The following is a 24607-nucleotide window of genomic DNA, read 5'->3' on the forward strand; positions in this document are numbered from 1 at the left end:
TTCAGGGGCTGTGCCGGTGCCTCAATGGGCATCGGCACTCGGCGCGGCCGGTGGTTGCACCTTGCGCATCAAGGGCACCATGGCCGTGGCGATGATGAAGCAGACCATGATCATCAGAAACGCGTCGCCGTAGGTTTGCGTCTGCGCTTCGCGGTAGGTCAGCAGCCAGAGTTGATGCAGGCTGGCTGTCACCCCGACATCGCCGCTCTGACCCAGGGCGGCGAAATGGTGACCGACCTGGGACAGCCACTGGTTCAGCGCTTCGTTGGTGCTGTTGAGGTTTTCCGCCAGCCTCGTGAAGTGCAGGTTGGTACGGTCATTGAGAATGGTCGCGCACGCGGCGATGCCAATCGCCCCCCCCAGGTTGCGCATCAGGTTGAACAAACCTGACGCATGTTTGAGGCGCGCCGGCGCCAACCCACCTAATGTCAATGTCACCGCTGGCGGCACCGCCAGTTGCTGGGCAATCCCGCGCAAGGCTTGCGGGAGCATCAATTCCTTGGCCCCCCAGTCATGGGTGATCGGGCTGAAATCCCACATTGATAACGCGAACAGGCCAAGGCCGGTCATCATGATCCAGCGCAGATCGACGCGGTTGGCCAGGAAGGCGTACAGCGGAATCGCCATGATCTGGAACACACCTGTGGAGAAAACCGCCAGACCAATGTCCAGCGCGCCATAGCCGCGTACCCGACCAAGGAACAACGGTGTCAGGTAAATCGTGGCGAACAGGCCGATGCCGGTGACGAACGAAAAGAAACAGCCGAGGGCGAAGTTGCGATCCTTCAGGGCGCGCAGATCGACAATCGGATTGGCCACGTGCAGCGTCCGGCCGATAAACGCCAACCCCGACAGGCCGCTGATCCACGCCGTGGTGAGGATTGTGCTGTCGCTGAACCAGTTCCAGCGCGGGCCTTCTTCGAGGGTGTATTCCAGGCAGCCGAGAAACAGCGCCAGAAACACCATGCTTATATAGTCGGCGCCTTTGAGCAGCGACAGCTCCGGCTGATCGATCTTCACCAGTATCGGTACGGCCACCGCGACGAAAATACCGGGGACAAGGTTGATGTAGAACAGCCAGTGCCAGGACGAGATGTCGGTGATCCAGCCGCCAATCACCGGCCCCAGCGTCGGTGCCAGCGAAGCCACGGCGCCGATGGTCGCGGCGGCGATGACCCGCTGCTTGCCGGTGAAAAACACGAACGCCGTGGTGAACACCAGCGGGATCATCGAACCGCCGAGAAACCCTTGCAGCGCGCGGAAGGCGATCATGCTCTGGATGTTCCAGGCCGCGCCGCAGAGCAGGCTGGTCAGGGTAAAGCCCACGGCGGAAGCGCAGAACAGCCAGCGTGTGGAGAACACCCGTGAGAGCCAGCCGGACAGCGGGATCACGATGATTTCAGCGATCAGGTAACTGGTCTGCACCCAGGCGGTTTCGTCGGTGCCGGCGGACAGCCCGCCGCCAATGTCGCGCAGCGAAGCCGAAACAATCTGGATGTCCAGCAACGCAATGAACATGCCGATGCACATGCTGGCGAAAGCGAAGACTTTGGTGGCCGTCGCCATATTGGCAGCATCGAACGGTTGTGCCGGGGCGGCGAGGGTGCGGCTCATGGGGTGCTGGCTACGGCGGGTGCTTCAGGCTCCTTGCGCGTGTCCACTTCGGCGGTCACCGACAGCCCGGGACGCAGATGGCCGAGCACACTGTCGGCTGGATCAAGGTGAATCCGCACCGGCACCCGCTGGACGATTTTGGTGAAGTTGCCGGTGGCGTTCTCCGGTGGCAGCACGCTGAACTGCGAACCGCTGGCTGGCGCGAGGCTGTCGAGGTGGCCATGAAATGCCTGGCCCGATAGCACGTCGGCGTGAATGACCACGCGCTGGCCCGGCACCATGCGCGCCAGTTGGTCTTCCTTGAAGTTGGCATCGACCCACAACCCCCTGGATGGCACCACCGACAGCAATTGCGAACCGGCCTGGGCGTAGGCGCCAACCCGCGCGCGACGGTTGCCGATCACGCCATCCACCGGGGCGCGCAGTTCGGTGTAGCCGACGTTCAACTGTGCCAGGTCACGCTCGGCCTTCGCTTGAATCAATGCGGCGCGGGCTTGTTGTTTTTGAGTGGCAATGACGTTCAGTTGCTGTTGCGCCGCCAGCAACTCAGCCTGGGCGCGATTGCTCTGCGCCTGGGCGGTCTTGAACGTGGCGTTGGCCCGTTGCGCGCTTTCCACCGAGACGGCATTGGAGCTGACCAGTTTTTTGTAGCGCGCATCGTCATCGCGTGAGCGGGAGGTTTCGGCGCCGGCTGCATCGATGCCGGCGCGGGCCTGACCGATCACCGCCTGCTGCAGTTGTTCGGTGGCGTCGAGGTTGGCAAGCAGCGCTTCTTCGGCGGCTACCGCGCCTTCGGCCTTGGCCAGGTTGGCGCGGTAGTCACGGGCGTCGAGGCGGATCAGCACGTCGCCAGCCTTGACCTTCTGATTGTCGGTCACCAGCACTTCATCGATATAACCGGCAACCTTCGACCCGATCACCGTAACGTCGCCACCGATGTAGGCATCGTCGGTTTCCTCGATAAACCGGCCAGCTGTCCACCAATGTGCGGCGTAAACACCGACCAGTACCAAGGCAGCGATGCTTGCTGTCAGCAGCAGCAAGCGTTTGAGCCGAGGTGGTTGGGCGGTGGACACCGGAGCCGCCAGGTCGGATTCAATCGTGGGCATGCTGGTCATTGGAGACTACCTGTCGGAGCGGTTGCGTTTATGATGGATGTAATATGACGCAGGTAATATATCGTTGCAATTGCTTTCCGCTGCCGATGGTCGGGATCCCGAGTGATTTGGGAGAGGGAACCGAATAGGAGTCGCCGCCAGGCTGCGATTTTTTGCTCTTTGTCCAATATGGGCGCCTCACGGCGCCCTTCTTTTCGTGGATGCTTTAGGCCGAAAGCTGAGCCTGCAACCGCCGTCCAACGACGTCCATCAAATCGCAACCATCGCGCAGGGACGTTACCAGCACCCGTGCCAACTCGCTGTGAACGCCTTCGTTGGATGCAAAACTCTCCAGCAGTTGGGTCGCGGTGCGGATTCGGTAAGCCGCGGTTTCGTGCAGCACGTCCAACGGTGCTTCAGTGTCGATCACCAACGACGCGATAGTGCAGTTGATTCCAGTAACAGCCATGTATCGATCCATGACAGAAGACCTCCTTTGGGAAACAGAACACGATTGCTCACGATTGGGCAGTTGATGGTGCCTCGGGCATGTCTACAAGCGGCGCGATGTTATCCAGTGCCCGGTTGACCAACAGTTCGCCGAGCACGGCCAGCTGCTGAACGGCCAAAACTACATTCTGGCGCGAGCCCTCCATTTTGCACGCGAGATCGGTGGTGAGGACATTGATTGAAGCGAGAGTTTCGCAGGCGTGACAGAGCAAGCACTCCGTGTCGATATCCGAAACAACTGTAAAGACATGGCTTTCAGGATTGGCTCGGGTTGGACTGTTCACGCGTGCTTTGACGAGAGGGGAGGTAAGGCCGGAGAGTCTGGATCGATCAATGGCCTCTAAGGCAGCTTTGGGGGCGGTATTTTTCATGTCGGAGCTCCTTGCGAATTTAAGAAGTGTCAGTCCCTGCCGCCAGTCTTGGATTTGGTGAATGGCAGTGTGAGAGTTCACGGACTGCCAGATTTATTACCAGAAAATTCCAAATTATTAATCATAAAAGTGAACAGCTGTGTAATTAAATGATTCATGTTTAATTTTTTTCTTGAGGCTTCTATATTTCTGTAGGAGGTTTAATTGGTATGTTTATTTTTTCTGTAAGAAAGATCTTAGAGATGGGTGGGGTTTATCTGTAGGAAATTATGTGGCGGCGAAGGGGTTTGACGATTGTTTGGCGAGGTAGCAATATTGCTCGGAGCGCCGCAATCTAGGGTTTAGGGTGTTTCCAAAAAAAACACTCGTGTCGGTTTTTATTCGAAGTAATAATGTGGTAGTTGCATAATGCACAGGAAAGCAAAAACAGAAAGATTAAAAAGTAATATCAAGTATCTAATAAAGAGTCGTGGAGAGACGCGGTTGTCGCTCTGTAACTCCAGCGGTTTAACCAGGACCACCATTTACAATATTTTGGAAGGAAGGGTGGTTAATGTTCAGCAATCCACCATTCGCAAGATTTCTGATTTTTTTGGTGTGTCTTGCAAGGAAATTGAGAATGTCGACTTTGAGGAACGAGATTTTATAGAGGGCAGCTTCTCTCTGCAGGGAAATATGAATCCGGCTGCTGTTCCAATAATAAAAGAGAGCTTGCTTTTTCTGAATATCGACAAGCGAGTTGGTGAGCTGGCTGCTACCCACCCTCTTACCTATTATTTTGGACCCGCTTGTAATCTGATTGGTGTGCTTCTGGAAAATGAAATCACTGGAGTAAACGAGCCGGGAGATTTATTGATTGTAAATAAAGGTGAGGCCAGCAGTAGCGCAGAAAAATTAGTGTATGACAAGGTGGCAAAAAAAATGATTATAACGGCAGAGCTCTATTTTGATTCAGATGCTTTTCGCGTTGTAGGGGAGATAGTTGAGGAAAGATTTAATGGGTGACGGATTTGATAATAGAAAGTACAAGCTTTTAGGGTTTGAAAATAACAAGCGTCTCGCTGTGGTCATGATTGTTTCGACAGGTAAAGTTATCAAGATCAATTTGGGGTATTTGCTTAAAAGCGACATGATGGATGATTTGAGCAAGGTTGAAATAAAAGATATCTGTAGGAAATTTTATTCTGGAGGGTGTGCATTAACGGCCTATGAAATAAGTGATCGGCATGAAAGGTCGTGGATGACTTATGTTGCACTTAATTTGATGTTGTTTGCTCTTTATGTTTTTACCAATGTTTCTGCAGCAAAACTTGTTTATTTAGAATATTTTGATGTTGTTGTCACTCCGGGCGTATTTCTTTATCCGTTGACTTTTTTGATAGTTGATCTTTTGAATGAGTCGTATGGGCTTAGGCTTGCAAGGAGGGCGATATACTTTGCCTTTGCTAGTAATGCCTTTATTCTTGTTCTTCTCTCAATTACTGGGTATCTGCCGGGGTTGTCTGATTGGCAGTTGGATAAGCCGTATGGAGAAGTTGTTAGACATGTCTCATCCGCATTAGTAGCTTCGTCTGTGTCATTTCTTTTTTCTGAGTATGTAAACTCATATCTGCTCAGTAAAATAAAAGAGCTTACAAGTTCTAGGTTTCTATTTTTAAGGGTGTTTTTCAGTACTTTCTTTGCGGTGATAATAGATAGCTTTATTTTTTGCTTTATTGCGTTCTACGGCACTATGGAAGCTACGGGTATTTTGAATATCGTCTATGTCCAGATAGCTATAAAAATGTGCTTTGCTGTTTTTAATGTGTTGCCCGCGTACGGGGCGAGATCATTATTCAAGAAGTATGTGGTCGAGCATCCGGTGGCATAGAATGTTCTGAGTTGAACATTCAATGACACTGCTTTAACCATGAAAAAATCCTTCCTGAATGCTCAAAAAATTGCGATGCAAATCGCGGATTTTTTTAACGAAGCGCCAAAGTCCGTTCACAAAGCTTTCCAGCATATGCTCAGAGCCTTGTGACAATGCACATCCCGCTTCGCTCAATTCGACGCTCGTTGGTGAGTGAAAACATCAAGGCAAACTCAAAAGAGCGCAGCCTGCTGCAGCTTCCGCGTGTACCGCAAATCTAGGGCCTATCGGGTCAATTTAGCTGCCCAAGGCTGCGATCTTTTGATCCTGATTTCAACAAGTGAATAGGTCAATATGACCTGTTAGTAGTCATAATAACTATTTTTGGTTGTTGTCTTTATGACTTCGAAATATTTTAAGTCATTGAATATAAAGATATTAATATCTGGCACGATTCGTGATGTATTCCTTGCATCGAAACCGAAGCAGGAAATCGTCATGGCCCGTTCAATCGTTCTCAACTTTTCCCTCTGCCTGTTGCTCTCACCCCTGTGCATGGCCGATCAAGTGGTTCGCGAGGTTCCCGATACCACTGCGGGCAAAGGCTTTGGTGCCCTGACCGGGTTGATGGTCGGCGCAGTGGGCGGGCCGGTGGGGGCGCTGGTAGGCGCGGGTGCCGGATTCTTTGCCGGCAGCTCGGTGCAGGAAGCGGCTGGCCTTACCGAAACCGCGTATGAAGTCAAAGACACTCAGGGCGAAATCAACACCGTGCGCTCGCCCAATGCCCGTTTTGAAACGGGCCAGCAAGTGACGCGCAAAGGTGCACGCCTGGTGCCTCAGGACAGCTGAGGCTGCCATCGATTTGAAGAACACCACGCACTCCTTTTTAGGATCCGCTCATGGGTCGGATCCTCTTTTTTCTCAGCACCGCCATCAGCCAATTGACTGATTTATAACGATTAGAAACGTAGATGCTCAAGCCGTGCGTTGGCCAGATTTTGAATTCGTTTTGAAACTTCAACCAATCGAGGGGCAACACAATGCAAGCCATCAATGCCAAAGTATTGACTGCACTGGAAAAGGTCATGGTGATCTCCACCACGGACCTGCAAGGCAACATCACTTACGTCAACGAGCTGTTCTGCAAACTCACCGGATACACCCAGGAAGAACTGCTGGGCCAGCCGCACAGCGTCGTGCGCCATCCTTCTGTGCCCAAGAGCACCTACAAGCAGATGTGGGACACCATCAAACAAGGTGAAATCTGGACGGGTGTGATCCCCAACGTCGGCAAGGGCGGTGGCCTTTATGTGGTCGATACCACTGTGCAACCGCTGTTCGACGAGCAGGGCAATATCGTCGAGTACATCAGCATTCGCCGGGTGATCAACGACCTGATGAGTGACTTCGAGGCATTGGAGTTCTCCAAAGAGCAGTTCGACGAACACTACGACAGGTAAACGGCCATGCCAGCGTTAATCGAACGCATCGTGATCGGTTATGGCTCTGAGTCCGGCAATGCACGCGGGCTGACGCAGCGCTTGCTGCATCTGCTCGGTGTGCAGCCATATGAATTGGCCGTACAGGATCTCAACACACTGAACCTCGACACCCTGACCAAACAAGACCTGCTGATCATCGTTTGCAGCTCTTTTGGTGACGGCGAACCCCCGGGCAATGCCGATCGCTTCATGGATCAACTGAGCCAGCAGGAACACCTGACGGATCAGCCCTACGCGATCTTCGGCCTGGGCGATACGGCTTACCCGACCTTCTGCGGATTCACCAAAAGCCTGGATGCCATGCTGCTGCAAAAGCAGGCCAAACCGTGGATCAACCGCGTGGATGCGGACACTGACTTCGAGGGTTTTTTTGATACCTGGTGCGCCACCCTGGCAGCGGTGCTCAACGGCGACCGGCGTGCGGGCACCACGCTACAACTGCAAGTCACGGCCTATGGCGAGCATGCCGCGTGGCCGGCGCGGGTCATCTCGCGCACGCGGCTCAACGCTACGGCGCCTTACGCCTGGCAGGTGCGTCTGGACATCGAAGGCAGCGGCATCAAGTACCGCGCTGGGGACAACCTTTACGTGCTGGCGCAAAACGACGGGCAGTTGTTGGCGCAGATCGGCCAATGGTTCGGCCGCGAGGATGCCCACGCGCTGCTGGCGACGAAAGAGTTGCGCCAGTTGAGCAAAGCGCTGCTGCGTGAGGTCGCCAGGGCCAGCCAGCACGAAGTCTTGAAAAATCTGCTGAAGGTCAGCCATCGCAAGGATCTGGAAACTTATCTGTACGGCAAGGACATCCTTGATGTGCTCGATGATTTTTGCGAGCCGCAGCAATTGACTCTGGAAGCGTTGGCCGAGTGGTTGCCGGATGTGTTGCCCCGGGCCTATTCCATTGCGTCTCACGACAACTCCGGCTACGTGGACCTGTGCATTCGCGAAGTCGCGTATGAAATGGCCGGTCGTTCGCGCAGCGGTACCGCCACCGGGCATCTCGCCGGATCGCCTCCCGACGTGCGGGTGTTTGCCCGCAGCAATCCGCGTTTTCATTTGCCGCGACAGGTCGAGCACCCGTTGGTGCTGATCGGCACCGGCACCGGCATTGCGCCCTTGATCGCGTTGCTGGAGCAGGTCGAACAGCAAAACAATCCGGTGCAAACCTGCCTGATCTTCGGCGACCGTCGTCGGGCTTCAGACTTCCTGTATCAGGCGCGACTGGAAAACTGGCAGGAAAAGGGTGTGCTGGATGAGGTCATCACAGCGTTCTCTCGCGACACGGATACGCGTTACTACGTACAGGACGCCATGTTCGACCACGGCGCCTACCTGTGGACGCTGCTCGGCCAGGGTGCGCATTTGTACCTGTGTGGCAATAAAAGCAACCTGGAGCGGGCCATTGACAAGGCGATGGTTAACATTGCCATGACTTTCGGCCAGCTCAGTGAAGAGGACGCACAAACATTCGCCACCGAATTGTCGGCCAGTGATCGCGTGCACAAAGAACTGTATTGAAGCTTTCCCGTTTTGGCGGGCAAACGAGCCGCAACTCGTCTGCCCGTCTTTTTTATGGGGCCGCGGTTCAAACCTCATTTTTCAAGCACTGTTGAGACCAACGCATAGACTTGCACATTGATAGGCGTTGTTCACACAGGCACGAATGAACAAAGGCCGCAGATCCGCGCGATCAGCGACCTTGCATACCAAAATTGCTTAAGTTCGCTCAAAAATCGCCGCAATCCCCTGACCACCACCGATGCACATGGTCACCAGCGCGTAACGGCCGCCGGTGCGGTGCAGTTCGTGGATGGCTTTGGTGGCGATGATTGCGCCAGTGGCGCCGACCGGGTGACCCAGGGCGATGCCCGAGCCGTTCGGGTTGACCTTGGCCGGGTCGAGGTCCAGTTCCTGGCTGACGGCGCAAGCCTGGGCGGCGAAGGCGATGTTGGCTTCGATCACGTCCAGGTCGGCGACGGTCAGGCCGGCGCGCTTGAGTGCCAGGCGCGTGGCCGGGATCGGACCGAGGCCCATCAGTTCGGGCTCGACCCCGGCGTGGGCATAGCTCACCAGGCGGGCGAGTGGTTTCAGGTTGTTGACCTGAACCGCGGCATCGGTGGCCATGACCAGTGCGGCGGCACCGTCGTTCAGGCCCGAGGCGTTGCCGGCGGTGACCGAACCGTCTTTCTTGAACGCAGGCTTCATGCCGGCCAGTTGTTCCAGGGACGTGGCGCGCGGGTGCTCGTCGACGTTGAACAGTTTGGTGCCCTTGCGCTCCTGGATTTCCACGGTCGCGATTTGTTCGCTGAAGTAGCCGTTGGCGACCGCATGGGCGGCGCGTCTCTGGTCTTCAAAGGCCAGGGCGTCCTGCATTTCACGGGTGATGCCGTTGCGTGCGGCGACGTTCTCGGCGGTGATGCCCATGTGGATGCCATGGAACGGGTCGTGCAGGATGCCGAGCATGTAGTCGATCATTTGCGCGTTGCCCATGCGCGTACCCCAGCGGGCGGACGGCATCAGGTACGGGCCGCGGCTCATGGATTCGGCACCGGCACCGACGACGATTTCGGCGTCGCCCAGCAGCAAGGTCTGCGCAGCATTGATGATCGCTTGCAGGCCCGACCCGCACAGGCGGTTGACGTTGTAGGCCGGGGTTTCCTTGGGGATGCCGGCGTTCATCGCGGCCACCCGGGAAATATAGGCGTCACGGGTTTCCGTCGGGATCACGTTGCCCATCACCAGATGACCGACAAGTGCCGGGTCCACGGCGGCCCGCTCCAGGGCGGCTTTTACGGCGGTGGTCGCCAGGTCGGCCAGCGGCACGTCCTTGAGCGAACCGCCGAAGGTACCGATGGCGGTACGGGCGGCGCTGACTACGTAGATTTCCGGGGTGTTCATGACTGGGCTCCTTTCGGTGGATTCTTATCTGTACTGCGATTGAGCAGGGCGTTCAAGGCTGTTTTCGCCTCATCGCTGTTGAGGCGCTGGATGAACAGCGTGTTTTCTTCGCGCAGGGTGGCTTGCAGCTCTTCCATGCCCGATTGCTTCATCAATTGTCGGGATTGGCGCAGGGCTTGCTGGGGCATTGCCACAAAGCGCTGGGCGATTTTGGCGGCCGCGGCCAGGCATTGTTCGCCGTCATCGAAGGCTTCATTGGCCAGGCCCCAGGCCACCGCCTCGCTGCCATCGAGGCTGTCACCCAACAGCAGCAAGCGTGCCGCACGGGCCTGACCAAGCAGGCGAGGCAGCAGCAGACTGGCGCCAAACTCGGGACACAGGCCCAGATTGACGAACGGTGTGCGCAGCTTGGCGTTGCGGGTAACCAGCACCTGATCACAATGCAACAGCAGGGTGGTGCCGATGCCGATGGCCGCTCCGCAAACCGCTGCAATCAACGGCTTTTGCAGGTGCATCACGGCGCGCATCAGGCGGAAGGCCGGGCTGTCCAGGTGCGTCGGTGGCGCTTGCAGAAAGTCCACCAGGTCGTTGCCACTGGTAAAACAGGTCGGGCCACCGGTCACGATGATCACCCGCACGGCGTCGTCATCCTCGGCGGCAAACAACAGGTCGGCCAGCCGCGTGTACATGCAGTTGGTCAGCGCGTTGAGCTTGTCCGGGCGGTCGATGGTCAGCGTCAGCACGCCATCGCGGTGTTCTTGTTTGATCAGGTCAGTCATGGCGCGCTCTTGCCGAATCGGTTCAACGAGCACTTTAAGCGTCAGGCAAACCCCGCCGCTATGCCAAAACGGGTCAACCGGGCTGATGCTTTTTGCCATGTCGCCGGCCATTCGGGCGCTCACACCCATTCGGGGTATGGTGCCTTCCTGCGAATCCACCAATAGTAGGTACATCCGCTCATCCAGAGCCGAACTCGCTTGATAAGGTGCATTTGCTATGGGCAAGACACTGCTTACGGTGATTTCCAGTCTGTTTGTTGTACCGCTGACCCTGAACGCCTACGCCGCTGAGGTAAACGACAGCAACACGTTGCGGCTTTATAACTGGGCGGATTACATCGGCGAGAAAACCCTCGCCGATTTCGAAAAGGCCACCGGCATCAAAGTCATCTACGACACCTTTGATGCGTATGAAACCGTGCAGGCCAAATTGCTCACCGGGCACTCCGGCTACGACCTGATCGTGCTCAATGCTTCCCTCGCACCGCCGCTGATCCAGGCCAAAGTGTTCCAGCCGCTGGACAAGAAACTGCTGCCAGGCTGGACCAACCTCGATCCGAAAATCCTCCAGGACCTGCAAGGTTTCGACCCCGGCACCGCTTACTCCGCGCCCTACACCTGGGGCAGCAACGGCATCACCTACAACGTCGACAAGATCAAGGAACGCATGCCGGATGCGCCGATCGGTTCGCTGGCGATGATTTTCGATCCGAAGGTCGTGTCGCGCTTCGCCGACTGCGGCGTGACCCTGGTCGATGCGCCGACCGAAGTGATTCCGCTGGCGCTCAAGTACCTGGGCCGCGATCCTCGCAGCGCCAGGCCGGACGATCTGAAAGCCGCGCAGGAGCTGCTGTTGTCGGTGCGGCCCTACATACGCAAATTCGATTCGGTCAATTACCTGACCAGCCTGCCCAACGGCGATGTGTGCATGGCCATGACCTGGTCCGGCGATTACGCCACGGCCATGGCCCGCGCCGAAGAAGCCAGGTTGAACATCAACTTGTCGTACTTCATTCCCAAGGAAGGCTCGTTGATCTGGTTCGACAACCTGTACATCCCGGCCGATGCGCCCCACGTCGCCAACGCCCACACGTTTCTTGAATACCTGATGCAGCCGCAGGTGATGGCGGACGTCACCGACTACATCCATTACGCCAACAGCAACGCAGCGGCCACGCCTTTGTTGAATGCCGACGTGCGCAACAACCCGGCGATCTATCCCGATGCTGAAACCCGCGAACGCCTGTTTCCGCAGAAGACCCAGAACGCCAAGGAGATGCGGGCCATGACCCGGGTCTGGAGCACGGTCAAGAGCGGCATCTGATTTGTTCGAACGTTAGTCAATTCGGTTAGAGGTTTATTTATGGCGACGCCAACACGCACCGTTTTTTCCCCAGCGGACGAGTCCCGGCTGGTCAAGGCTGACAAGGCCCACCATATGCACGGCTATCACGTGTTCGACGAGCACGCCGAACACGGCTCGCTGAACATCGTCGCAGGCGACGGCGCCTACATCTACGACACCCAGGGCAACCGTTTCCTCGATGCCGTGGGCGGCATGTGGTGCACTAACATCGGGCTGGGCCGTGAGGAAATGGCCGAGGCAATCGCCGATCAAGTGCGGCAACTGGCTTACTCGAATCCGTTTTCCGACATGTCCAACAACGTGGCGATCCAGCTCTGCGAGAAGCTCGCCAGCCTGGCGCCGGGCGATCTCGATCATGTGTTCCTGACCACCGGCGGCTCCACCGCCGTGGACACCGCGTACCGGCTGATCCAGTACTACCAGAACTGCCGTGGCAAACCGGAAAAGAAACACGTCATCGCCCGCTTCAACGCGTATCACGGCTCCACCACGCTGACCATGTCGATTGGCAACAAGGCCGCCGACCGGGTACCCGAGTTCGATTATGCCAACCCGCTGATCCATCACGTCTCCAACCCCAACCCGTACCGCGCACCGGACGGCATGGACGAGGCGCAGTTCCTCGAGTTTCTGGTCAAGGAATTCGAAGACAAGATCCAGTCGATTGGCGCGGACAAGGTCGCAGGCTTTTTCGCCGAGCCGGTGATGGGTTCCGGTGGGGTGATCATTCCGCCCAAGGGTTACCTCAAGCGCATGTGGGAAGTCTGCCAGCGCTACGACATCCTGTTCGTCGCCGATGAAGTGGTGACCTCGTTCGGGCGCCTGGGCAAGTTCTTTGCCTCCCTCGACGTGTTCGACGTGCAGCCCGACATCATCACCACCGCCAAGGGCCTGACCTCGGCTTACTTGCCGCTGGGCGCGTGCATCTTTTCCGACCGCATCTGGAACGTCATCGCCGAGCCCGGCAAGGGCCGCTGCTTCACCCACGGTTTCACCTACAGCGGGCATCCGGTGTGCTGCACCGCGGCGTTGAAGAACATTGAGATCATCGAACGGGAAAACCTGTTGGCCCATGTCGATGATGTCGGCGGCTATCTGGAACAACGCCTGGCCACGCTGCGGGACTTACCGTTGGTGGGCGATGTGCGCTGCCTGAAACTGATGGCGTGCGTGGAGTTCGTGGCGGACAAACGCACCAAGGCGCTGTTTGCCGACGAGATCAACATTGGCGAGAAAATTCACCTGCGGGCACAGGCGCGGGGGCTGTTGGTACGGCCGATCATGCACCTCAACGTGATGTCGCCGCCGTTGATCCTCACCTATGCCCAGGTCGATGAGATCGTCGAGATCCTGCGGGTGTGCATCCTGGAAGTGGCGGCCGAGCTTGAAGCGAGCGGGCAGTACGCGGGCCAATGATTTCGTCAGTCAGGCTGTTACCAAGGGCGTGCTCAGCCGCTAGACTGCGGGGCATGAGCAAACCAGACGACGATACGCTGATCGCAATGCCCTTCGGGGCCTTGCACAAATGGCATGGGGGAATGCGCGAGGCATTCGCCCATATCGATGAGCCTGACGCCCTGCAACACCTGGCGTCAGCTTTGGCGCAACTGGCGTGCGTCGAGTCGATGATGATCAGCCTGGAGCGCAAGGACCGCGCGCCGCAGTTGCTGCATCAGCGCGGGATCGGGCAGCAGTATCAGGTGTCGATTCTCGAGCGCTATTTTGCCGGGGGCTATTTGCTCGACCCGTTCTGCCTGGCGGTGGAGCAGGGGTTGGCGCAAGGGTTTTATCACCTGGAGGAAATCGCCCCGGACAATTTCTTCGACAGCGATTACTACAAGACTTATTACCTGAATGCGGGCTGTTCGGAAGACAGCTATTACATCGTCGATACCGGCAACGACACGAAGATTTCGCTCAGCTTGTTTCAAGGGTTCGGTGGCGAATGCCTGTGTGCCGAGCAGTTGCATCTGCTGCGCGCCGTGGAGCCACTGGTGCGGGAGTTCATCCGTGAATTCAGTCAACGCGGGATGCTGCGCATCAGCGAGATTCAGTGCGATCAGGATCAGGGCAGGCGCGATGATCTCAAGCATCGGGTGCAGTCGGCGTTCGAGCACTTCGGCAGCGATCTGTTGACCGAGCGCGAGCGGCAAGTGGCGCACATGGTCCTGCGCGGACATTCGGTGAAATCCACGGCCAGCCAGATGAGCATCTCCCCGGAAACCGTGCGCATGCACCGCAAGAACCTGTATCTGAAGCTGGAGGTGGGCTCGCAGTCGGAGTTGTTTGCGCTGTTCATCGAGTGGTTGCGCAAGCATTGAAAGTCAAAAGCTCGCCGGAACACGCCCGAACCACATCAAACCTAGTGATTCATTCAAGGGTTCGAGTGATTGATGACATGACCCGGCTGCGCATATAGATCGATACCCAGTGCATGAATCACTTTCAAAACCGTATGGAAGCGTGGTTTTGCGCCTGGAGCGAAGGCTTTGTACAGGCTTTCGCGGCCCATTCCGGAATCTTTGGCTACCTGTGTCATGCCTCGGGCCTTTACCACGTACCCGACGGCACGAAGAAATTCCTCATCCTCACCATCCGCTAGCACTTGGGACAGGTATTCGCTGATGGCCTCATCGCTGTCGAGCAGAGACGCCATGTCGAAAGTCGTCAAAGTCTGGCTCATGGTTAAACCTCCTTTGCCATTTTTTTGCACGTTTGATATCAGCGTTTTGTGATGATTTGTTTGCGACGAGCTATGGCAATCCTTGCCCGCAAATCACGGATTGAGCTGTGCCATTCGCGGAAGATCGCTGTTTGCTGGACAAGATAATTCATTGCGCGACTGTATCCAAATGGATACGGCCGAACAGTCAGACACTTCTTCGATTACCGTTGATTTTTCCGCGAAATGAGTGGAGCTGTGCGGTACAGCGAGGAAGTTTTGTGGCAACCAGCCCGCTCACATTTTGATCTGTGGTTGACCGCAAGATCTGCGGTCAACAGATAGCCAGATCAATCCTCGCGTTTTACGACCAAGGTGAGAATGTCATAACTCGCCACCAGCTCACCGAGCTGATTGGTGACTTCCACGTCCCACGCTACCACCCCTTGCGGGATGCCTTGCGGGCTCTTCTTGCCCTGGTCGATTTTGCGTTTGCAGGTCAGGCGCGCCTGGATGGTGTCGCCGATGCCCACTGGATTGATGAAGCGCAAGGTGTCCAGGCCGTAGTTGGCCAGCACCGGGCCGACGCCGGGGGATACGAACAGCCCGGCCGCTGCCGACAGCACGAAATAACCGTGGGCGATGCGCTTGCCGAATTGCGACTCCTTGGCCGCAATGTCGTCAAAGTGCATGTAGAAGTGGTCGCCCGACAGGCAGCCGAAGTTCACCAGATCGGCCTCGGTCACGGTGCGGCGGTGAGTCAGCAGCGATTCGCCAATCTGCAGGTCCTGGAAGTAGCGACGGAACGGATGCACCTCAGTCTCGATGACCTTGGCACCGCGCACGTACTCACCGGTAACCGCCGCCAGCATGGTCGGCGAACCTTGCACCGCCGCGCGTTGCAGGTAGTGTTTCACCGCACGCAGGCCACCGAGCTCTTCACCGCCACCGGCACGACCCGGGCCGCCGTGCTTGAGTTGCGGCAGTGGCGAGCCGTGGCCGGTGGATTCGCCGGCGGATTCACGATCCAGCACCAGCAAGCGACCATGCAACGCAGCCGCCACCGGAATCGCTTTGGCGGCGATTTGCGGATCCTTGGTGATCAAACTGGCCACCAGGCTGCCTTTGCCGCGCGCGGCCAGGGCCAGTGCTTCGTCGAGGTCGTCGTAGGCCATCAGCGTGCTGACCGGACCGAACGCTTCGATATCGTGGGCGCCACCTTCGGCGTGCGGGTCGCGGGCCTGCAACAGGGTCGGGGCGAAGAACGCGCCTTTGTCGACATTATCACCACGCGGTTCGAAACCGTCGCGGGCACCGAACAGCCTGTCGCTGCTCTGCAACAGCGCTTCCAGACGCTCGGTCACGTCTTTCTGCTGGTCGTGGGAAGCCAGCGCACCCATGCGCACGCCTTCCACCGACGGGTCGCCAACCACCACTTTTGCCAGGCGATCACGCAGGCGTGTAGCCACGGCGTCGATGTGTTTGGCCGGGACAATGGCGCGGCGGATGGCGGTGCATTTCTGCCCGGCCTTGGTGGTCATTTCCCGGGCGACTTCCTTGATGAACAGCTCGAACTCTTCGTCATCCGGGGTCACGTCCGGGGCCAGGATCGCGCAGTTCAGCGAGTCGGCTTCGGCATTGAACGGCACCGAGTTGCGAATCAGGTTCGGGTTGACCCGCAGCTTGGCCGCGGTGTCGGCGGAACCGGTGAAGGTCACTACGTCCTGGCCTTGCAGGCGGTCGAGCAGGTCGCCGGTGCCGCCGATGATCAGTTGCAGGCTGCCCGCTGGCAACAGGCCGGATTCGTCCATCAGGCGCACCACGGCTTCCGTCAGGTAGCTGGTGGCGCTGGCCGGTTTGACAATGCACGGCATGCCGGCGAGGAAGCTTGGGGCGAATTTTTCCAGCATGCCCCAGATCGGGAAGTTGAACGCGTTGATATGCACCGCCAGGCCACCGCGAGGCACCAGAATGTGGGTGCCGGCGAACGTGCCCATTTTGCTCAGCTGCATGGCCGGGCCCTCGTGGACGACGTTGCCCGACGGCAGTTCTCGGGAACCGAGGCTGGCGTAGGTGAACAGCGTGCTGTTGCCGCCCTCGATGTCGATCCAGCTGTCGGCGCGGGTCGCGCCGCTGTGGTGGGAAATCGCGTAAAGCTGTTCCTTGCGCTCGCTCAGGTACAGGGCCAGGGCCTTGAGGCGTTGGGCGCGTTGCTGGAAATCCAGTGCCATCAAGCCGCTGATGCCCTGGCGACGACCGTGTTCGATGGCCTCGGCGAAGTCCGGGCGCTCCTCATGGGTGCGGGCGATTTCATGGCCGTCGATGGCACTGCGCAGGACCTGCGCGCCGTGTTGGCCGATCCAGCGACCGGCGATGAAACTTTGCAGGGTGGGTGCATGCAGTGCAGGTGAAGAGGACATCACGATTGCTCCTGATTAGGAAGGGTTGTGGCGCGGCCTCGACCGCGCCAGTTCGGAATTACCAAAGCGCCACGGTGTAACCGACGATCAGGCGGTTTTCATCGAGGGCGGTCGTCAAGCCATTGCCGGAACGGAAGGTCACGTTGCGCCAGCGCAGGCTGACGTTCTTGAACACACCGCTCTGGATGACGTAGCTGATATCGGTGTCGCGCTCCCATTCGCGCCCGTTGTCGACGGTGCCGGCCTTGACGTGGCGACCGTCGGTGTAGCGGGTCATGAAGGTCAGGCCGGGAATGCCTTGCGCCGCGAAGTCATAGTCGTAACGCAGCTGCCAGGAATCCTCGTCGGCGCGGGTGTAGGTGTTGTAGGTCACCAGGTTGACCACGTACGGGTCACCGCCATTGAGGAACGGAAAGGCGCTGTCGCCAGACAGTTGTTGGTAGGAGGCGCTGACCTTGTGGGCGCCGTGGGACACCGTGAACATGCTGTTGAAGTTGCGGTTGTCGATGCGCCCGGCCCGCTCGGCGCCGTCGCCACGGCTGTCGAAATAGCGCACATCGCTGCGCAGGTTGAAGCCGTTGCCCAGCGGTTGCGTATGAATCAGTCCGACGAATTGCTGGCGGTAAATCTGTTCGAGCTTGCCGTAGTAGTAGCTCACGTTCAGTTGCGGACTGAACGCGTAGCTGCCGCCACCGAAGTCGAAGTGATCGCTGCTGGCGGCGCCGTAGCCGATGTCATCGTTGCTGGAGGAATCGCGCAGGTTGGCCTTGGTCAGGCGTCCGGCATTCACCGTCAGGCCGTCGATCTCCTGGCTGGTCAGCAAGCCACCTTTGAAAGTCGAACCCAGCAGGCGCGTGTCGTTGTAAGTCGCCACGGGCAACAAGGGCTGCAGGGTGCCGAGTTTCAATACGCTTTTGGACACCCGCAACTTGCCGGTCAGGCCCAGTTCGCTGTAATCGTCGTCGGGTTCATGGCTCTGCGGGCCAAACGGCAGCAGCCCGGTGCCACGGCGATCCGCGCTGGAGTCGAGCTTGAGCCCCAGCTCACCCAGTGCGTCGAGACCGAAACCGAAGGTGCCGTCGGTGAACCCGGATTCGACCCGCGCAGTGAACCCCTGGGCCCATTCTTCGGCCTTCGATTGCGGTGCGTTGTCCTGACGGAAATCGCGGTTGATGTAGTGGTTACGCATTTCGATACGGGCCTTGCTGTCACCAACGAAGTCGGCCATGGCGCTGGGCGCGATCATGGGCAGACTCAAGGCAGCGGCCAGCGAAAACAGTGATTCGTAAGGTGCAGTACGTGCGGGTTTCATTATTTTTATTCCCTGCCAACGGATCGATCGTCGTTTAGTGTTTGCTGGCGCCGGAGGCACCGATGCCGGTCATCGAGCGAATGAACTGCGCCAGATAACGGCCGCGCTCAAGGGCTGCGCGGGGCGAGGCGTCGGTGACGGAAAACAGCCATGCGCTGAAAAACGCCAGGCTCATGGAAAACAGCGCCGGGTTGGAATACGGGAACAGTGCCTTGTCGTGATGCATCACGTTGACCCACACTGCCGGGCTCAGCACCAGCAGGACAATCGCCGAGACCAGTCCGGACAAACTGCCAACGACCGCACCACGGGTGGTCAGGCCTTTCCAGTACATCGAAAGGAACAGCACCGGGAAATTCACCGAGGCGGCGATGGCGAGTACCAGGCCCGAGAGGAAGGCGATGTTCTGCGACTCGAACAGCAGGCCGAGGATGATTGCCAACACGCCGATGCACAGGGTGGCGATACGCGACACGCGCATCTCTTGTTGTTCGCTGGCCTGGCCCTTGCGCATCACGCAGGCATACAGGTCGTGGGACACCGCCGAGGCGCCGGACAGCGCCAGCCCGGCCACCACTGCCAGAATGGTGGCGAAGGCCACCGCCGAGATGAAACCGAGGAACAGGTTGCCGCCCACGGCTTGGGCCAGGTGCACGGCGATCATGTTGCCACCGCCGATGATCGCGCCGCTGGCGTCACGGAATGCCGGGTCGGTGCCAACCATGACGATGGCGCCGAAGCCGACGATGATCAGCAGCAGATAGAAGTAACCGATGAAGCCGGTGGCGTAGAACACGCTTTTACGCGCTTCCTTGGCATCGCTGACGGTGAAAAAGCGCATCAGGATGTGAGGCAAACCGGCGGTGCCGAACATCATGCCCAGGCCCAGGGAAATCGCGTCGATCGGGTTGGACAGCAAGCCGCCGGGGGCCATGATCGCGCCGCCCTTGGCGTGCACGGCAGTGGCACCGGCGAACATCGCTTCGGTGCTGAAACCGAAGTGCTTGAGCACCATGAACGCCATGAAACTGGTGCCGAACAGCAGCATCACGGCCTTGATGATCTGCACCCAGGTGGTGGCGAGCATGCCGCCGAAGGTGACGTAGAACACCATCAGTACGCCGACCAGCATCACGGCGTAGAGGTAGTCGATGCCGAACAGCAATTCGATCAGCTTGCCGGCGCCAACCATCTGCGCCACCAGGTACATCAGTGCCACGGTCAGGGTGCCGAACGCCGAGGTCAGGCGCACCGGGGTTTGTTCCAGTCGATAGGAAACCACGTCGGCAAAGGTGTATTTGCCCAGATTACGCAGGCGCTCGGCAATCAGGAACAGGATGATCGGCCAACCGGCCAGCACGCCCAAGGCGTAGAGCAAACCGTCGTAGCCATTGAGGAACATCATCGCGGAAATGCCGAGGAACGAGGCCGCCGAGATCATGTCGCCGGCAATCGCCAGACCGTTCTGAAAACCGCTCATGCCGCCGCCAGCGGTATAGAAGTCGCTGGCGGAGCGGGTGCGCAGTGCCGCCCAGCGCGTCACGCCGAGGGTGAACAGCACGAACACCAGGAACATGCCGATGGCGTTCCAGTTCAGGGGGCGGGACGCGCCGTCGGCGGCCACCGCCAGATCAGTGACTGCCGCCAGCGGCAGCAGGAACAACGCGAGAAGACGGCTCATCGGGCGCACTCCTGCTTGAGTTTTTCATTCAGCGGGTCGATCACGTTGTTGGCGCGATAGACATAGAAACCGGTCAGGGCAAAGGCCAGTAGCACGATCACCACACCCACCAGCATGCCCACGGTGGTCACGCCGCCACTCAGGGATTGGCCGAGGGTAGAAGGGGAGAAAGCCACCAGCAGTACGAAGCCGTAATAGATCACCAGCATGGCCAGGCTCAATGACCAGTACAGCTTCTGTTTGCGACGAACCAGCTGGATGAAATCCGGGTGCTGGCGGATGAGTTCTATTTCCTGGGGTGTCATGAGGCGCGCTCCTTTGTTGTTTTTGTTTTGGGTGAAACGGTGTATTCAGGTCGATCGCTGGACCCCTGTGGGAGCGAGCCTGCTCGCGAAGACTGCGTATCAGGCACCATCAGTGCCGGATCTGATGGCCTCTTCGCGAGCAGGCTCGCTCCCACAGGATTTGGCTCGGATATCAGAGCTGATCGAAATCCAGCACGACCTTCTCGCTGATCGGGAAGGCCTGGCACGAGAGCACGTAACCGGCGGCCACTTCGTAGTCTTCCAGGGCGTGGTTGCTGTCCATTTCCACTTCGCCTTCGATGACCTTGCACTTGCAGGTCGAGCACACGCCGGCCTTGCACGAGTAGGGCAGTTCGGCACCCTGGGCATTGCCCGCATCGAGGATGCTCTGGCTGTTGCGCGGCAGGTCGAACGCCAGGGCGCGGCCGTCGCTGATCACGGTGATCTGGCTGACTGCTGAATCCACCTGATGCGCCGCCTCACGGGCTTCGCGTTTTTGCTGGCTGCCGGCGGCGGCGAACAGTTCGAAATGGATGCGCCCGGGCTGCATGCCCTTGGCCTTGAGGCTGTCGCGCACGGTCTCGGTCATTTCCTGCGGGCCGCAGATGAAAGCAGCGTCGAGGGCCTTGACGTCGATCCAGCGGCTGAACAGTTGCTCGCATTTCTCGGCGTTGATCCGGCCGTTGTACAGGTCGACGTCCTGCTGCTCGCGGCTGAACACGAAGATCAGGTTCAGGCGTTGCAGGTAGCGGTTTTTCAGGTCTTCCAGCTGTTCGCGGAACAGCGCGCCGGAGCTTGAACGGTTGCCGTACAGCAGGGTGACGCGGCTGTGGGGTTCGGTTTGCAGGGTGGTCTTGATGATCGACAGGATCGGCGTGATGCCGCTGCCGGCCGCCACCGCCAGGTAGTTGCCATGGCGCGCCGGGTCGAGTTCGACGCAGAAATGCCCGGCCGGCGGCATCACTTCCAGGGTGTGTCCGGCTTTCAGCTGTTCGTTGGCAAACGCTGAGAAGCGCCCACCGGCCACACGTTTGATGGCGACACGCAGTTCACCGTCGTTGACCCCGGTGCAGATCGAGTAAGAGCGGCGCACTTCTTCACCGTCCATGTGCGTGCGCATCACCAGGTGCTGGCCCTGTGTGTAGTGAAAGCTGTCTTGCAGTTCTTGCGGAATCTCGAAGGCGATGGACACCGCGTCACGGGTCTCGGCGCGCACATCCTTGATGGTCAGGCTGTGAAATTTGCTCATTGTTGTTCTCCAGCTGGGACGGCCGATTCGCCGCTCAGATGCACTTGAAATAATCGAACGGTTCCCGGCAATCGACGCAGCGGTACAGGGCCTTGCACGCAGTGGAGCCGAACTCGCTGAGCACCTCGGTGTGGGCGCTGGCGCATTGCGGGCATAAAACCAGTGGGCTTTCACCCAGCAGGCTGCGCTTGCTGTTGCTGCCTTCGGGCGGGGCGATGCCGTAGGCGCGCAGGCGTTCGCGACCGCTGTCGCTGATCCAGTCGGTGGTCCAGGCCGGGGTCAATTTGCGCTCCAGCTGCGGCGCCTTGAACCCGGCGCGTTCCAGGGCTTCGCGGATGTCGCTCTCGATCACTTCGGTGGCCGGGCAACCGGAGTAGGTCGGCGTAACCACCACGTGAAGGTGACCGGCCTGCCAGTCCAGATCGCGGACGATGCCGAGGTCGACGACACTGACCACCGGCACTTCCGGGTCCATGACTTCGGACAGGATCGCCCACGCGGCAGCCAGGTCGGTCGGTTGAGCCGGCCGGGCGCCGAGGTCGCTGGCGATCAGCTCACCAGGTTGCATCGGGGTACGCTCGTGGCAGGAACTGCATTTCGGCCAGCAGAATGCCCAGGTGTTCGGTGTGCAGACCTGTGCGTGAATTCAGGTAGAAATAGCTTGGCGTCGCGGGAACGGGCAGGGTGGCGCTGCTGAAGATCTGCTCGACTTTGGCTTGCCACTGGGCGGCGACGCTGGCGATGTCCGGGGTGATGCCGGCTGCGCACAGGCGCTGTTCGCTGTCATCGGCGGCGATCAGTTCAACGGTGAAGCGCCAGACCTCGGGAATCGCGGCGAGCATGCGCCGATTGCTTTCCTCGGTGCCGTCGCCCATACGCTCGATCCATTCGCCCGAGCGGCGCAGGTGATAGGTCACTTCCTTCACCGCCTTGGCGGCAATCCCGGCGATGCGTTCGTCGCTGGACTGGCTCAGGCCCTGCAGCACCGGCAGATGCCAGGCGTCATAGAGGAACTGCTTGAGCATGGTCACCGCGAAGTCGCCGTTGGGTTGTTCGACCAGCAGCAGGTTGCGGTAGGCACGCTCATCACGACGGAAGGCCAGGTGATCGGCATCGCGGCCGTCGTTCAGCAATTCGGCGGCGTATTCCAGCCAGTTGCGCGCCTGGCCCACCAGGTCGAGGCCGACGTTCATCAGCGCCAGTTCTTCTTCCAGCGCCGGGGCCTTGCCGCACCATTGGCACAGGCGCTGGCCCTGGATCAGGGCGCTGTCGCCGAGGCGCAGCAGGTATTCGATCAGATCGGTCTTGGTATTCATGGTCGACCTCACATGTGCCCGACTTCGGCCGGCAGCTCGTAGAAGCTGGCGTGGCGGTAGACCTTGTCGTCCGACGGATCGAACAGCGGGTCTTTTTCATCCGGCGACGAAGCGGTGATCAGTGCCGAAGGCACCACCCACAGGCTCACGCCTTCGCTGCGACGGGTGTAAAGCTCGCGCGCGTTTTCGATGGCCATGGTGGTGTCGGCGGCATGCACGCTGCCGACGTGCTTGTGGTTGAGGCCGTGCTTGCTGCGCACGAACACTTCGAAGAGGGTCCACTCGGACATTTCAGTTACTCCACATCAGGTGGCCGGATCAGGCGGCGTTCTTGTTTTGTTTTTTGCGGGCGTGGGCGACGGCGGCTTCACGCACCCAGGCACCGTCTTCAATCGCCTTGCGGCGAGTGGCGACGCGTTCCTGGTTGCACGGACCGTTGCCCTTGAGCACTTCGTAGAATTCGCTCCACTGGATTTCGCCGAAGTCGTAGTGGCCGCGTTCGGCATTCCACTTCAGGTCCGGGTCGGGGCAGGTGCAACCCAGCAACTCCAGTTGCGGGATGGTCTGGTCGATGAAACGCTGGCGCAGTTCGTCGTTGCTCTGACGCTTGATTTTCCAGGCCATGGATTGCGCGCTGTTGGGCGAGTGTTCGTCGCTTGGGCCAAACATCATCAGCGACGGCCACCACAGGCGATTGATCGCGTCCTGGACCATGTCTTTTTGCGCCTGTGTACCGTGGCGCATCATGGTCAGCAGGATTTCGTAGCCCTGGCGCTGGTGAAAGCTCTCTTCCTTGCAGATACGGATCATCGCCCGCGAATACGGGCCGTAGGAGGTGCGCTGCAGCACTACCTGGTTGACGATCGCCGCGCCATCCACCAGCCAGCCCACCGCACCCATGTCGGCCCAGTTCAGCGTCGGGTAATTGAAGATGCTCGAGTACTTGGCCTTGCCGCTGTGCAGCTTGGCGATTTCTTCATCGCGGTCGGCGCCCAGGGTTTCCATGGCGCTGTAGAGGTACAGGCCGTGGCCGGCTTCGTCCTGGATCTTGGCCATCAGTTGCAGTTTGCGTTTGAGCGATGGCGCGCGGGTGACCCAGTTGCCTTCGGGCAGCATGCCGACGATCTCGGAGTGGGCGTGCTGGGAAATCTGCCGAATCAGGGTTTGCCGGTAGGCATCTGGCATCCAGTTCTTGGCTTCGATCTTGATTTCTGAATCGATTTTTTCCTGGAAGGCGCGTTCCTGTTCGGACATCTCCGAGAGGTCCTTGATGCGCTTGACGCCGGTTTCTACGAGCTGTGCGTACATTTTTTAGTTCCCGCCTTGAATCTGTTCTGGGGCATGGAGAACTTTATAAGCGATACGGAATTTAATATCAAACACAAAATGATGTGTCGTGTTTGTTTTTTGTATCGCTTTGGGATGAATGGGGGGAGGTCGGCGTACATATCCATTTCTTTGGTAACGGCCACTGGCGGTTTCGCCCTTACGGCGACTCACTTTTTTTTCAAACGCCAAAAAAAAGTAAGCAAAAAAAGGCTCGCCCCGAGCGTCCGGCCCCTCGCTAAGGCTCGGCGTTCCTTCGCTCCGGCATTCATCCGGGGGCATTGCCCTCCGGTTTGCTTCGCTGCACCTACATGCAATGAGTTCGACTGCGTCGAACGGCGCTGAGCGCC

General features: G+C 58.7%; 25 protein-coding genes. 8 read left to right on the forward strand and 17 right to left on the reverse strand.

Annotated features, from left to right (window positions below; all coding sequences use genetic code 11):
- Positions 1-21: 21 nt before the first annotated feature.
- The 4 genes from BVK86_RS20870 to BVK86_RS20885 all read right to left on the reverse strand — a co-directional run bounded on the left by BVK86_RS20870 (position 22) and on the right by BVK86_RS20885 (position 3592).
- The gene (locus BVK86_RS20870; RefSeq protein WP_075948215.1) at positions 22-1614 is read right to left on the reverse strand and encodes a DHA2 family efflux MFS transporter permease subunit; all 1593 of its coding nucleotides are present in this window, start codon (positions 1612-1614) and stop codon (positions 22-24) included.
- Positions 1611-2732 (reverse strand): HlyD family secretion protein, encoded by a 1122-nt coding sequence (locus tag BVK86_RS20875; RefSeq protein ID WP_075948216.1) that lies wholly within the window; start codon positions 2730-2732, stop codon positions 1611-1613. The genes BVK86_RS20870 and BVK86_RS20875 overlap by 4 nt, the downstream gene beginning before the upstream one ends.
- A gap of 205 nt (positions 2733-2937) precedes the next feature.
- Positions 2938-3192, reverse strand: coding sequence for a hypothetical protein (locus BVK86_RS20880; protein ID WP_075948217.1), 255 nt, complete (start codon positions 3190-3192; stop codon positions 2938-2940).
- 37 nt (positions 3193-3229) lie between these two features.
- Positions 3230-3592 carry a DUF6124 family protein gene (locus BVK86_RS20885; RefSeq protein WP_075948218.1) on the reverse strand — a complete coding sequence of 121 codons (363 nt, stop codon included), beginning with the start codon at positions 3590-3592 and terminating at the stop codon, positions 3230-3232.
- 408 nt (positions 3593-4000) lie between these two features.
- Here BVK86_RS20885 and BVK86_RS20890 point away from each other — a divergent pair, with 408 nt between their 5' ends.
- The 5 genes from BVK86_RS20890 to BVK86_RS20910 all read left to right on the forward strand — a co-directional run bounded on the left by BVK86_RS20890 (position 4001) and on the right by BVK86_RS20910 (position 8461).
- Positions 4001-4597, forward strand: a complete 597-nt coding sequence (locus BVK86_RS20890) for a helix-turn-helix domain-containing protein (RefSeq protein WP_075948219.1) — start codon at positions 4001-4003, stop codon at positions 4595-4597.
- Positions 4590-5462, forward strand: a complete 873-nt coding sequence (locus BVK86_RS20895) for a queuosine precursor transporter (protein ID WP_075948220.1) — start codon at positions 4590-4592, stop codon at positions 5460-5462. Before BVK86_RS20890 ends, BVK86_RS20895 begins: the two co-directional genes overlap by 8 nt.
- A gap of 480 nt (positions 5463-5942) precedes the next feature.
- Positions 5943-6293 (forward strand): hypothetical protein, encoded by a 351-nt coding sequence (locus BVK86_RS29850; protein ID WP_075948221.1) that lies wholly within the window; start codon positions 5943-5945, stop codon positions 6291-6293.
- Positions 6294-6484: 191 nt separating this feature from the next.
- Entirely contained in the window at positions 6485-6904 is a 420-nt protein-coding gene (locus tag BVK86_RS20905; protein WP_075948222.1) for a PAS domain-containing protein, read from the forward strand.
- Positions 6905-6910: 6 nt separating this feature from the next.
- On the forward strand, positions 6911-8461 hold the full coding sequence (locus tag BVK86_RS20910; RefSeq protein ID WP_075948223.1) for a flavodoxin domain-containing protein: 1551 nt from the start codon (positions 6911-6913) through the stop codon (positions 8459-8461).
- Positions 8462-8659: 198 nt separating this feature from the next.
- Here BVK86_RS20910 and BVK86_RS20915 read toward each other — a convergent pair whose 3' ends face one another.
- Together BVK86_RS20915 and BVK86_RS20920 are read right to left on the reverse strand one after the other, a co-directional pair.
- Positions 8660-9841, reverse strand: a complete 1182-nt coding sequence (locus BVK86_RS20915) for an acetyl-CoA C-acyltransferase family protein (RefSeq protein WP_075948224.1) — start codon at positions 9839-9841, stop codon at positions 8660-8662.
- Entirely contained in the window at positions 9838-10620 is a 783-nt protein-coding gene (locus BVK86_RS20920; RefSeq protein WP_075948306.1) for an enoyl-CoA hydratase-related protein, read from the reverse strand. The genes BVK86_RS20915 and BVK86_RS20920 overlap by 4 nt, the downstream gene beginning before the upstream one ends.
- Positions 10621-10837: 217 nt before the next feature.
- Here BVK86_RS20920 and BVK86_RS20925 point away from each other — a divergent pair, with 217 nt between their 5' ends.
- From BVK86_RS20925 to BVK86_RS20935, 3 genes are read left to right on the forward strand one after another with little or no spacing between them, the layout of a single operon-like run.
- Positions 10838-11944, forward strand: coding sequence for a polyamine ABC transporter substrate-binding protein (locus tag BVK86_RS20925; RefSeq protein ID WP_075948225.1), 1107 nt, complete (start codon positions 10838-10840; stop codon positions 11942-11944).
- 39 nt (positions 11945-11983) lie between these two features.
- Complete coding sequence (locus BVK86_RS20930) at positions 11984-13402, forward strand: aminotransferase (RefSeq protein ID WP_075948226.1); 1419 nt, start codon at positions 11984-11986, stop codon at positions 13400-13402.
- A complete protein-coding gene (locus BVK86_RS20935; protein WP_075948227.1) occupies positions 13399-14307 on the forward strand; it encodes a helix-turn-helix domain-containing protein in 909 nt (302 codons plus the stop codon). The genes BVK86_RS20930 and BVK86_RS20935 overlap by 4 nt, the downstream gene beginning before the upstream one ends.
- A gap of 53 nt (positions 14308-14360) precedes the next feature.
- On the opposite strand, the gene BVK86_RS20940 is transcribed toward BVK86_RS20935, so the two are convergent.
- The 11 genes from BVK86_RS20940 to BVK86_RS30000 form a co-directional block, all read right to left on the reverse strand.
- Entirely contained in the window at positions 14361-14669 is a 309-nt protein-coding gene (locus tag BVK86_RS20940; protein ID WP_075948228.1) for an addiction module antidote protein, read from the reverse strand.
- A 329-nt stretch (positions 14670-14998) separates the two neighbouring features.
- Positions 14999-17068, reverse strand: a complete 2070-nt coding sequence (paaZ, locus tag BVK86_RS20950) for a phenylacetic acid degradation bifunctional protein PaaZ (RefSeq protein WP_075948229.1) — start codon at positions 17066-17068, stop codon at positions 14999-15001.
- A gap of 58 nt (positions 17069-17126) precedes the next feature.
- Positions 17127-18380, reverse strand: coding sequence for an OprD family porin (locus tag BVK86_RS20955; protein WP_075948230.1), 1254 nt, complete (start codon positions 18378-18380; stop codon positions 17127-17129).
- Positions 18381-18414: 34 nt separating this feature from the next.
- Positions 18415-20061, reverse strand: coding sequence for a cation acetate symporter (locus BVK86_RS20960; RefSeq protein WP_075948231.1), 1647 nt, complete (start codon positions 20059-20061; stop codon positions 18415-18417).
- Positions 20058-20366 (reverse strand): DUF485 domain-containing protein, encoded by a 309-nt coding sequence (locus BVK86_RS20965; protein ID WP_075948232.1) that lies wholly within the window; start codon positions 20364-20366, stop codon positions 20058-20060. Before BVK86_RS20965 ends, BVK86_RS20960 begins: the two co-directional genes overlap by 4 nt.
- A gap of 172 nt (positions 20367-20538) precedes the next feature.
- Positions 20539-21615 (reverse strand): 1,2-phenylacetyl-CoA epoxidase subunit PaaE, encoded by a 1077-nt coding sequence (gene paaE / locus BVK86_RS20970; RefSeq protein ID WP_075948233.1) that lies wholly within the window; start codon positions 21613-21615, stop codon positions 20539-20541.
- 34 nt (positions 21616-21649) lie between these two features.
- Complete coding sequence (gene paaD, locus BVK86_RS20975) at positions 21650-22183, reverse strand: 1,2-phenylacetyl-CoA epoxidase subunit PaaD (RefSeq protein WP_075948234.1); 534 nt, start codon at positions 22181-22183, stop codon at positions 21650-21652.
- Complete coding sequence (paaC, locus tag BVK86_RS20980; RefSeq protein WP_075948235.1) at positions 22170-22931, reverse strand: 1,2-phenylacetyl-CoA epoxidase subunit PaaC; 762 nt, start codon at positions 22929-22931, stop codon at positions 22170-22172. The genes paaD and paaC overlap by 14 nt, the downstream gene beginning before the upstream one ends.
- An 8-nt stretch (positions 22932-22939) precedes the next feature.
- Positions 22940-23221: a 1,2-phenylacetyl-CoA epoxidase subunit PaaB gene (gene paaB, locus BVK86_RS20985; RefSeq protein ID WP_007943393.1), complete on the reverse strand. Its 282-nt coding sequence runs from the start codon at positions 23219-23221 to the stop codon at positions 22940-22942.
- 28 nt (positions 23222-23249) lie between these two features.
- Positions 23250-24239, reverse strand: a complete 990-nt coding sequence (gene paaA / locus BVK86_RS20990) for a 1,2-phenylacetyl-CoA epoxidase subunit PaaA (protein WP_075948236.1) — start codon at positions 24237-24239, stop codon at positions 23250-23252.
- Between the two features lie 3 nt (positions 24240-24242).
- Positions 24243-24539 (reverse strand): hypothetical protein, encoded by a 297-nt coding sequence (locus BVK86_RS30000; protein WP_175581352.1) that lies wholly within the window; start codon positions 24537-24539, stop codon positions 24243-24245.
- Positions 24540-24607: the final 68 nt, after the last annotated feature.

The organism is Pseudomonas reinekei, assembly GCF_001945365.1.
In the GTDB taxonomy this organism is placed as follows: domain Bacteria; phylum Pseudomonadota; class Gammaproteobacteria; order Pseudomonadales; family Pseudomonadaceae; genus Aquipseudomonas; species Aquipseudomonas reinekei.

Coding starts and splice junctions, on each gene's coding strand:
- BVK86_RS20940 (WP_075948228.1), bottom strand. CDS start 14,669: ATGAGCCAGACTTTGACGACTTTCGACATGGCGTCTCTGCTCGACAGC.
- BVK86_RS20915 (WP_075948224.1), bottom strand. CDS start 9,841: ATGAACACCCCGGAAATCTACGTAGTCAGCGCCGCCCGTACCGCCATC.
- BVK86_RS20925 (WP_075948225.1), top strand. CDS start 10,838: ATGGGCAAGACACTGCTTACGGTGATTTCCAGTCTGTTTGTTGTACCG.
- paaD (WP_075948234.1), bottom strand. CDS start 22,183: ATGCAACCTGGTGAGCTGATCGCCAGCGACCTCGGCGCCCGGCCGGCT.
- BVK86_RS20875 (WP_075948216.1), bottom strand. CDS start 2,732: ATGACCAGCATGCCCACGATTGAATCCGACCTGGCGGCTCCGGTGTCC.
- BVK86_RS20890 (WP_075948219.1), top strand. CDS start 4,001: ATGCACAGGAAAGCAAAAACAGAAAGATTAAAAAGTAATATCAAGTAT.
- BVK86_RS20920 (WP_075948306.1), bottom strand. CDS start 10,620: ATGACTGACCTGATCAAACAAGAACACCGCGATGGCGTGCTGACGCTG.
- BVK86_RS20910 (WP_075948223.1), top strand. CDS start 6,911: ATGCCAGCGTTAATCGAACGCATCGTGATCGGTTATGGCTCTGAGTCC.
- BVK86_RS20895 (WP_075948220.1), top strand. CDS start 4,590: ATGGGTGACGGATTTGATAATAGAAAGTACAAGCTTTTAGGGTTTGAA.
- BVK86_RS20905 (WP_075948222.1), top strand. CDS start 6,485: ATGCAAGCCATCAATGCCAAAGTATTGACTGCACTGGAAAAGGTCATG.
- BVK86_RS30000 (WP_175581352.1), bottom strand. CDS start 24,539: ATGCCCCCGGATGAATGCCGGAGCGAAGGAACGCCGAGCCTTAGCGAG.
- paaE (WP_075948233.1), bottom strand. CDS start 21,615: ATGAGCAAATTTCACAGCCTGACCATCAAGGATGTGCGCGCCGAGACC.
- BVK86_RS20880 (WP_075948217.1), bottom strand. CDS start 3,192: ATGGATCGATACATGGCTGTTACTGGAATCAACTGCACTATCGCGTCG.
- BVK86_RS20965 (WP_075948232.1), bottom strand. CDS start 20,366: ATGACACCCCAGGAAATAGAACTCATCCGCCAGCACCCGGATTTCATC.
- paaA (WP_075948236.1), bottom strand. CDS start 24,239: ATGTACGCACAGCTCGTAGAAACCGGCGTCAAGCGCATCAAGGACCTC.
- BVK86_RS20935 (WP_075948227.1), top strand. CDS start 13,399: ATGATTTCGTCAGTCAGGCTGTTACCAAGGGCGTGCTCAGCCGCTAGA.
- BVK86_RS20885 (WP_075948218.1), bottom strand. CDS start 3,592: ATGAAAAATACCGCCCCCAAAGCTGCCTTAGAGGCCATTGATCGATCC.
- BVK86_RS20870 (WP_075948215.1), bottom strand. CDS start 1,614: ATGAGCCGCACCCTCGCCGCCCCGGCACAACCGTTCGATGCTGCCAAT.
- BVK86_RS20930 (WP_075948226.1), top strand. CDS start 11,984: ATGGCGACGCCAACACGCACCGTTTTTTCCCCAGCGGACGAGTCCCGG.
- BVK86_RS20960 (WP_075948231.1), bottom strand. CDS start 20,061: ATGAGCCGTCTTCTCGCGTTGTTCCTGCTGCCGCTGGCGGCAGTCACT.
- BVK86_RS29850 (WP_075948221.1), top strand. CDS start 5,943: ATGGCCCGTTCAATCGTTCTCAACTTTTCCCTCTGCCTGTTGCTCTCA.
- paaC (WP_075948235.1), bottom strand. CDS start 22,931: ATGAATACCAAGACCGATCTGATCGAATACCTGCTGCGCCTCGGCGAC.
- paaB (WP_007943393.1), bottom strand. CDS start 23,221: ATGTCCGAGTGGACCCTCTTCGAAGTGTTCGTGCGCAGCAAGCACGGC.
- paaZ (WP_075948229.1), bottom strand. CDS start 17,068: ATGTCCTCTTCACCTGCACTGCATGCACCCACCCTGCAAAGTTTCATC.
- BVK86_RS20955 (WP_075948230.1), bottom strand. CDS start 18,380: ATGAAACCCGCACGTACTGCACCTTACGAATCACTGTTTTCGCTGGCC.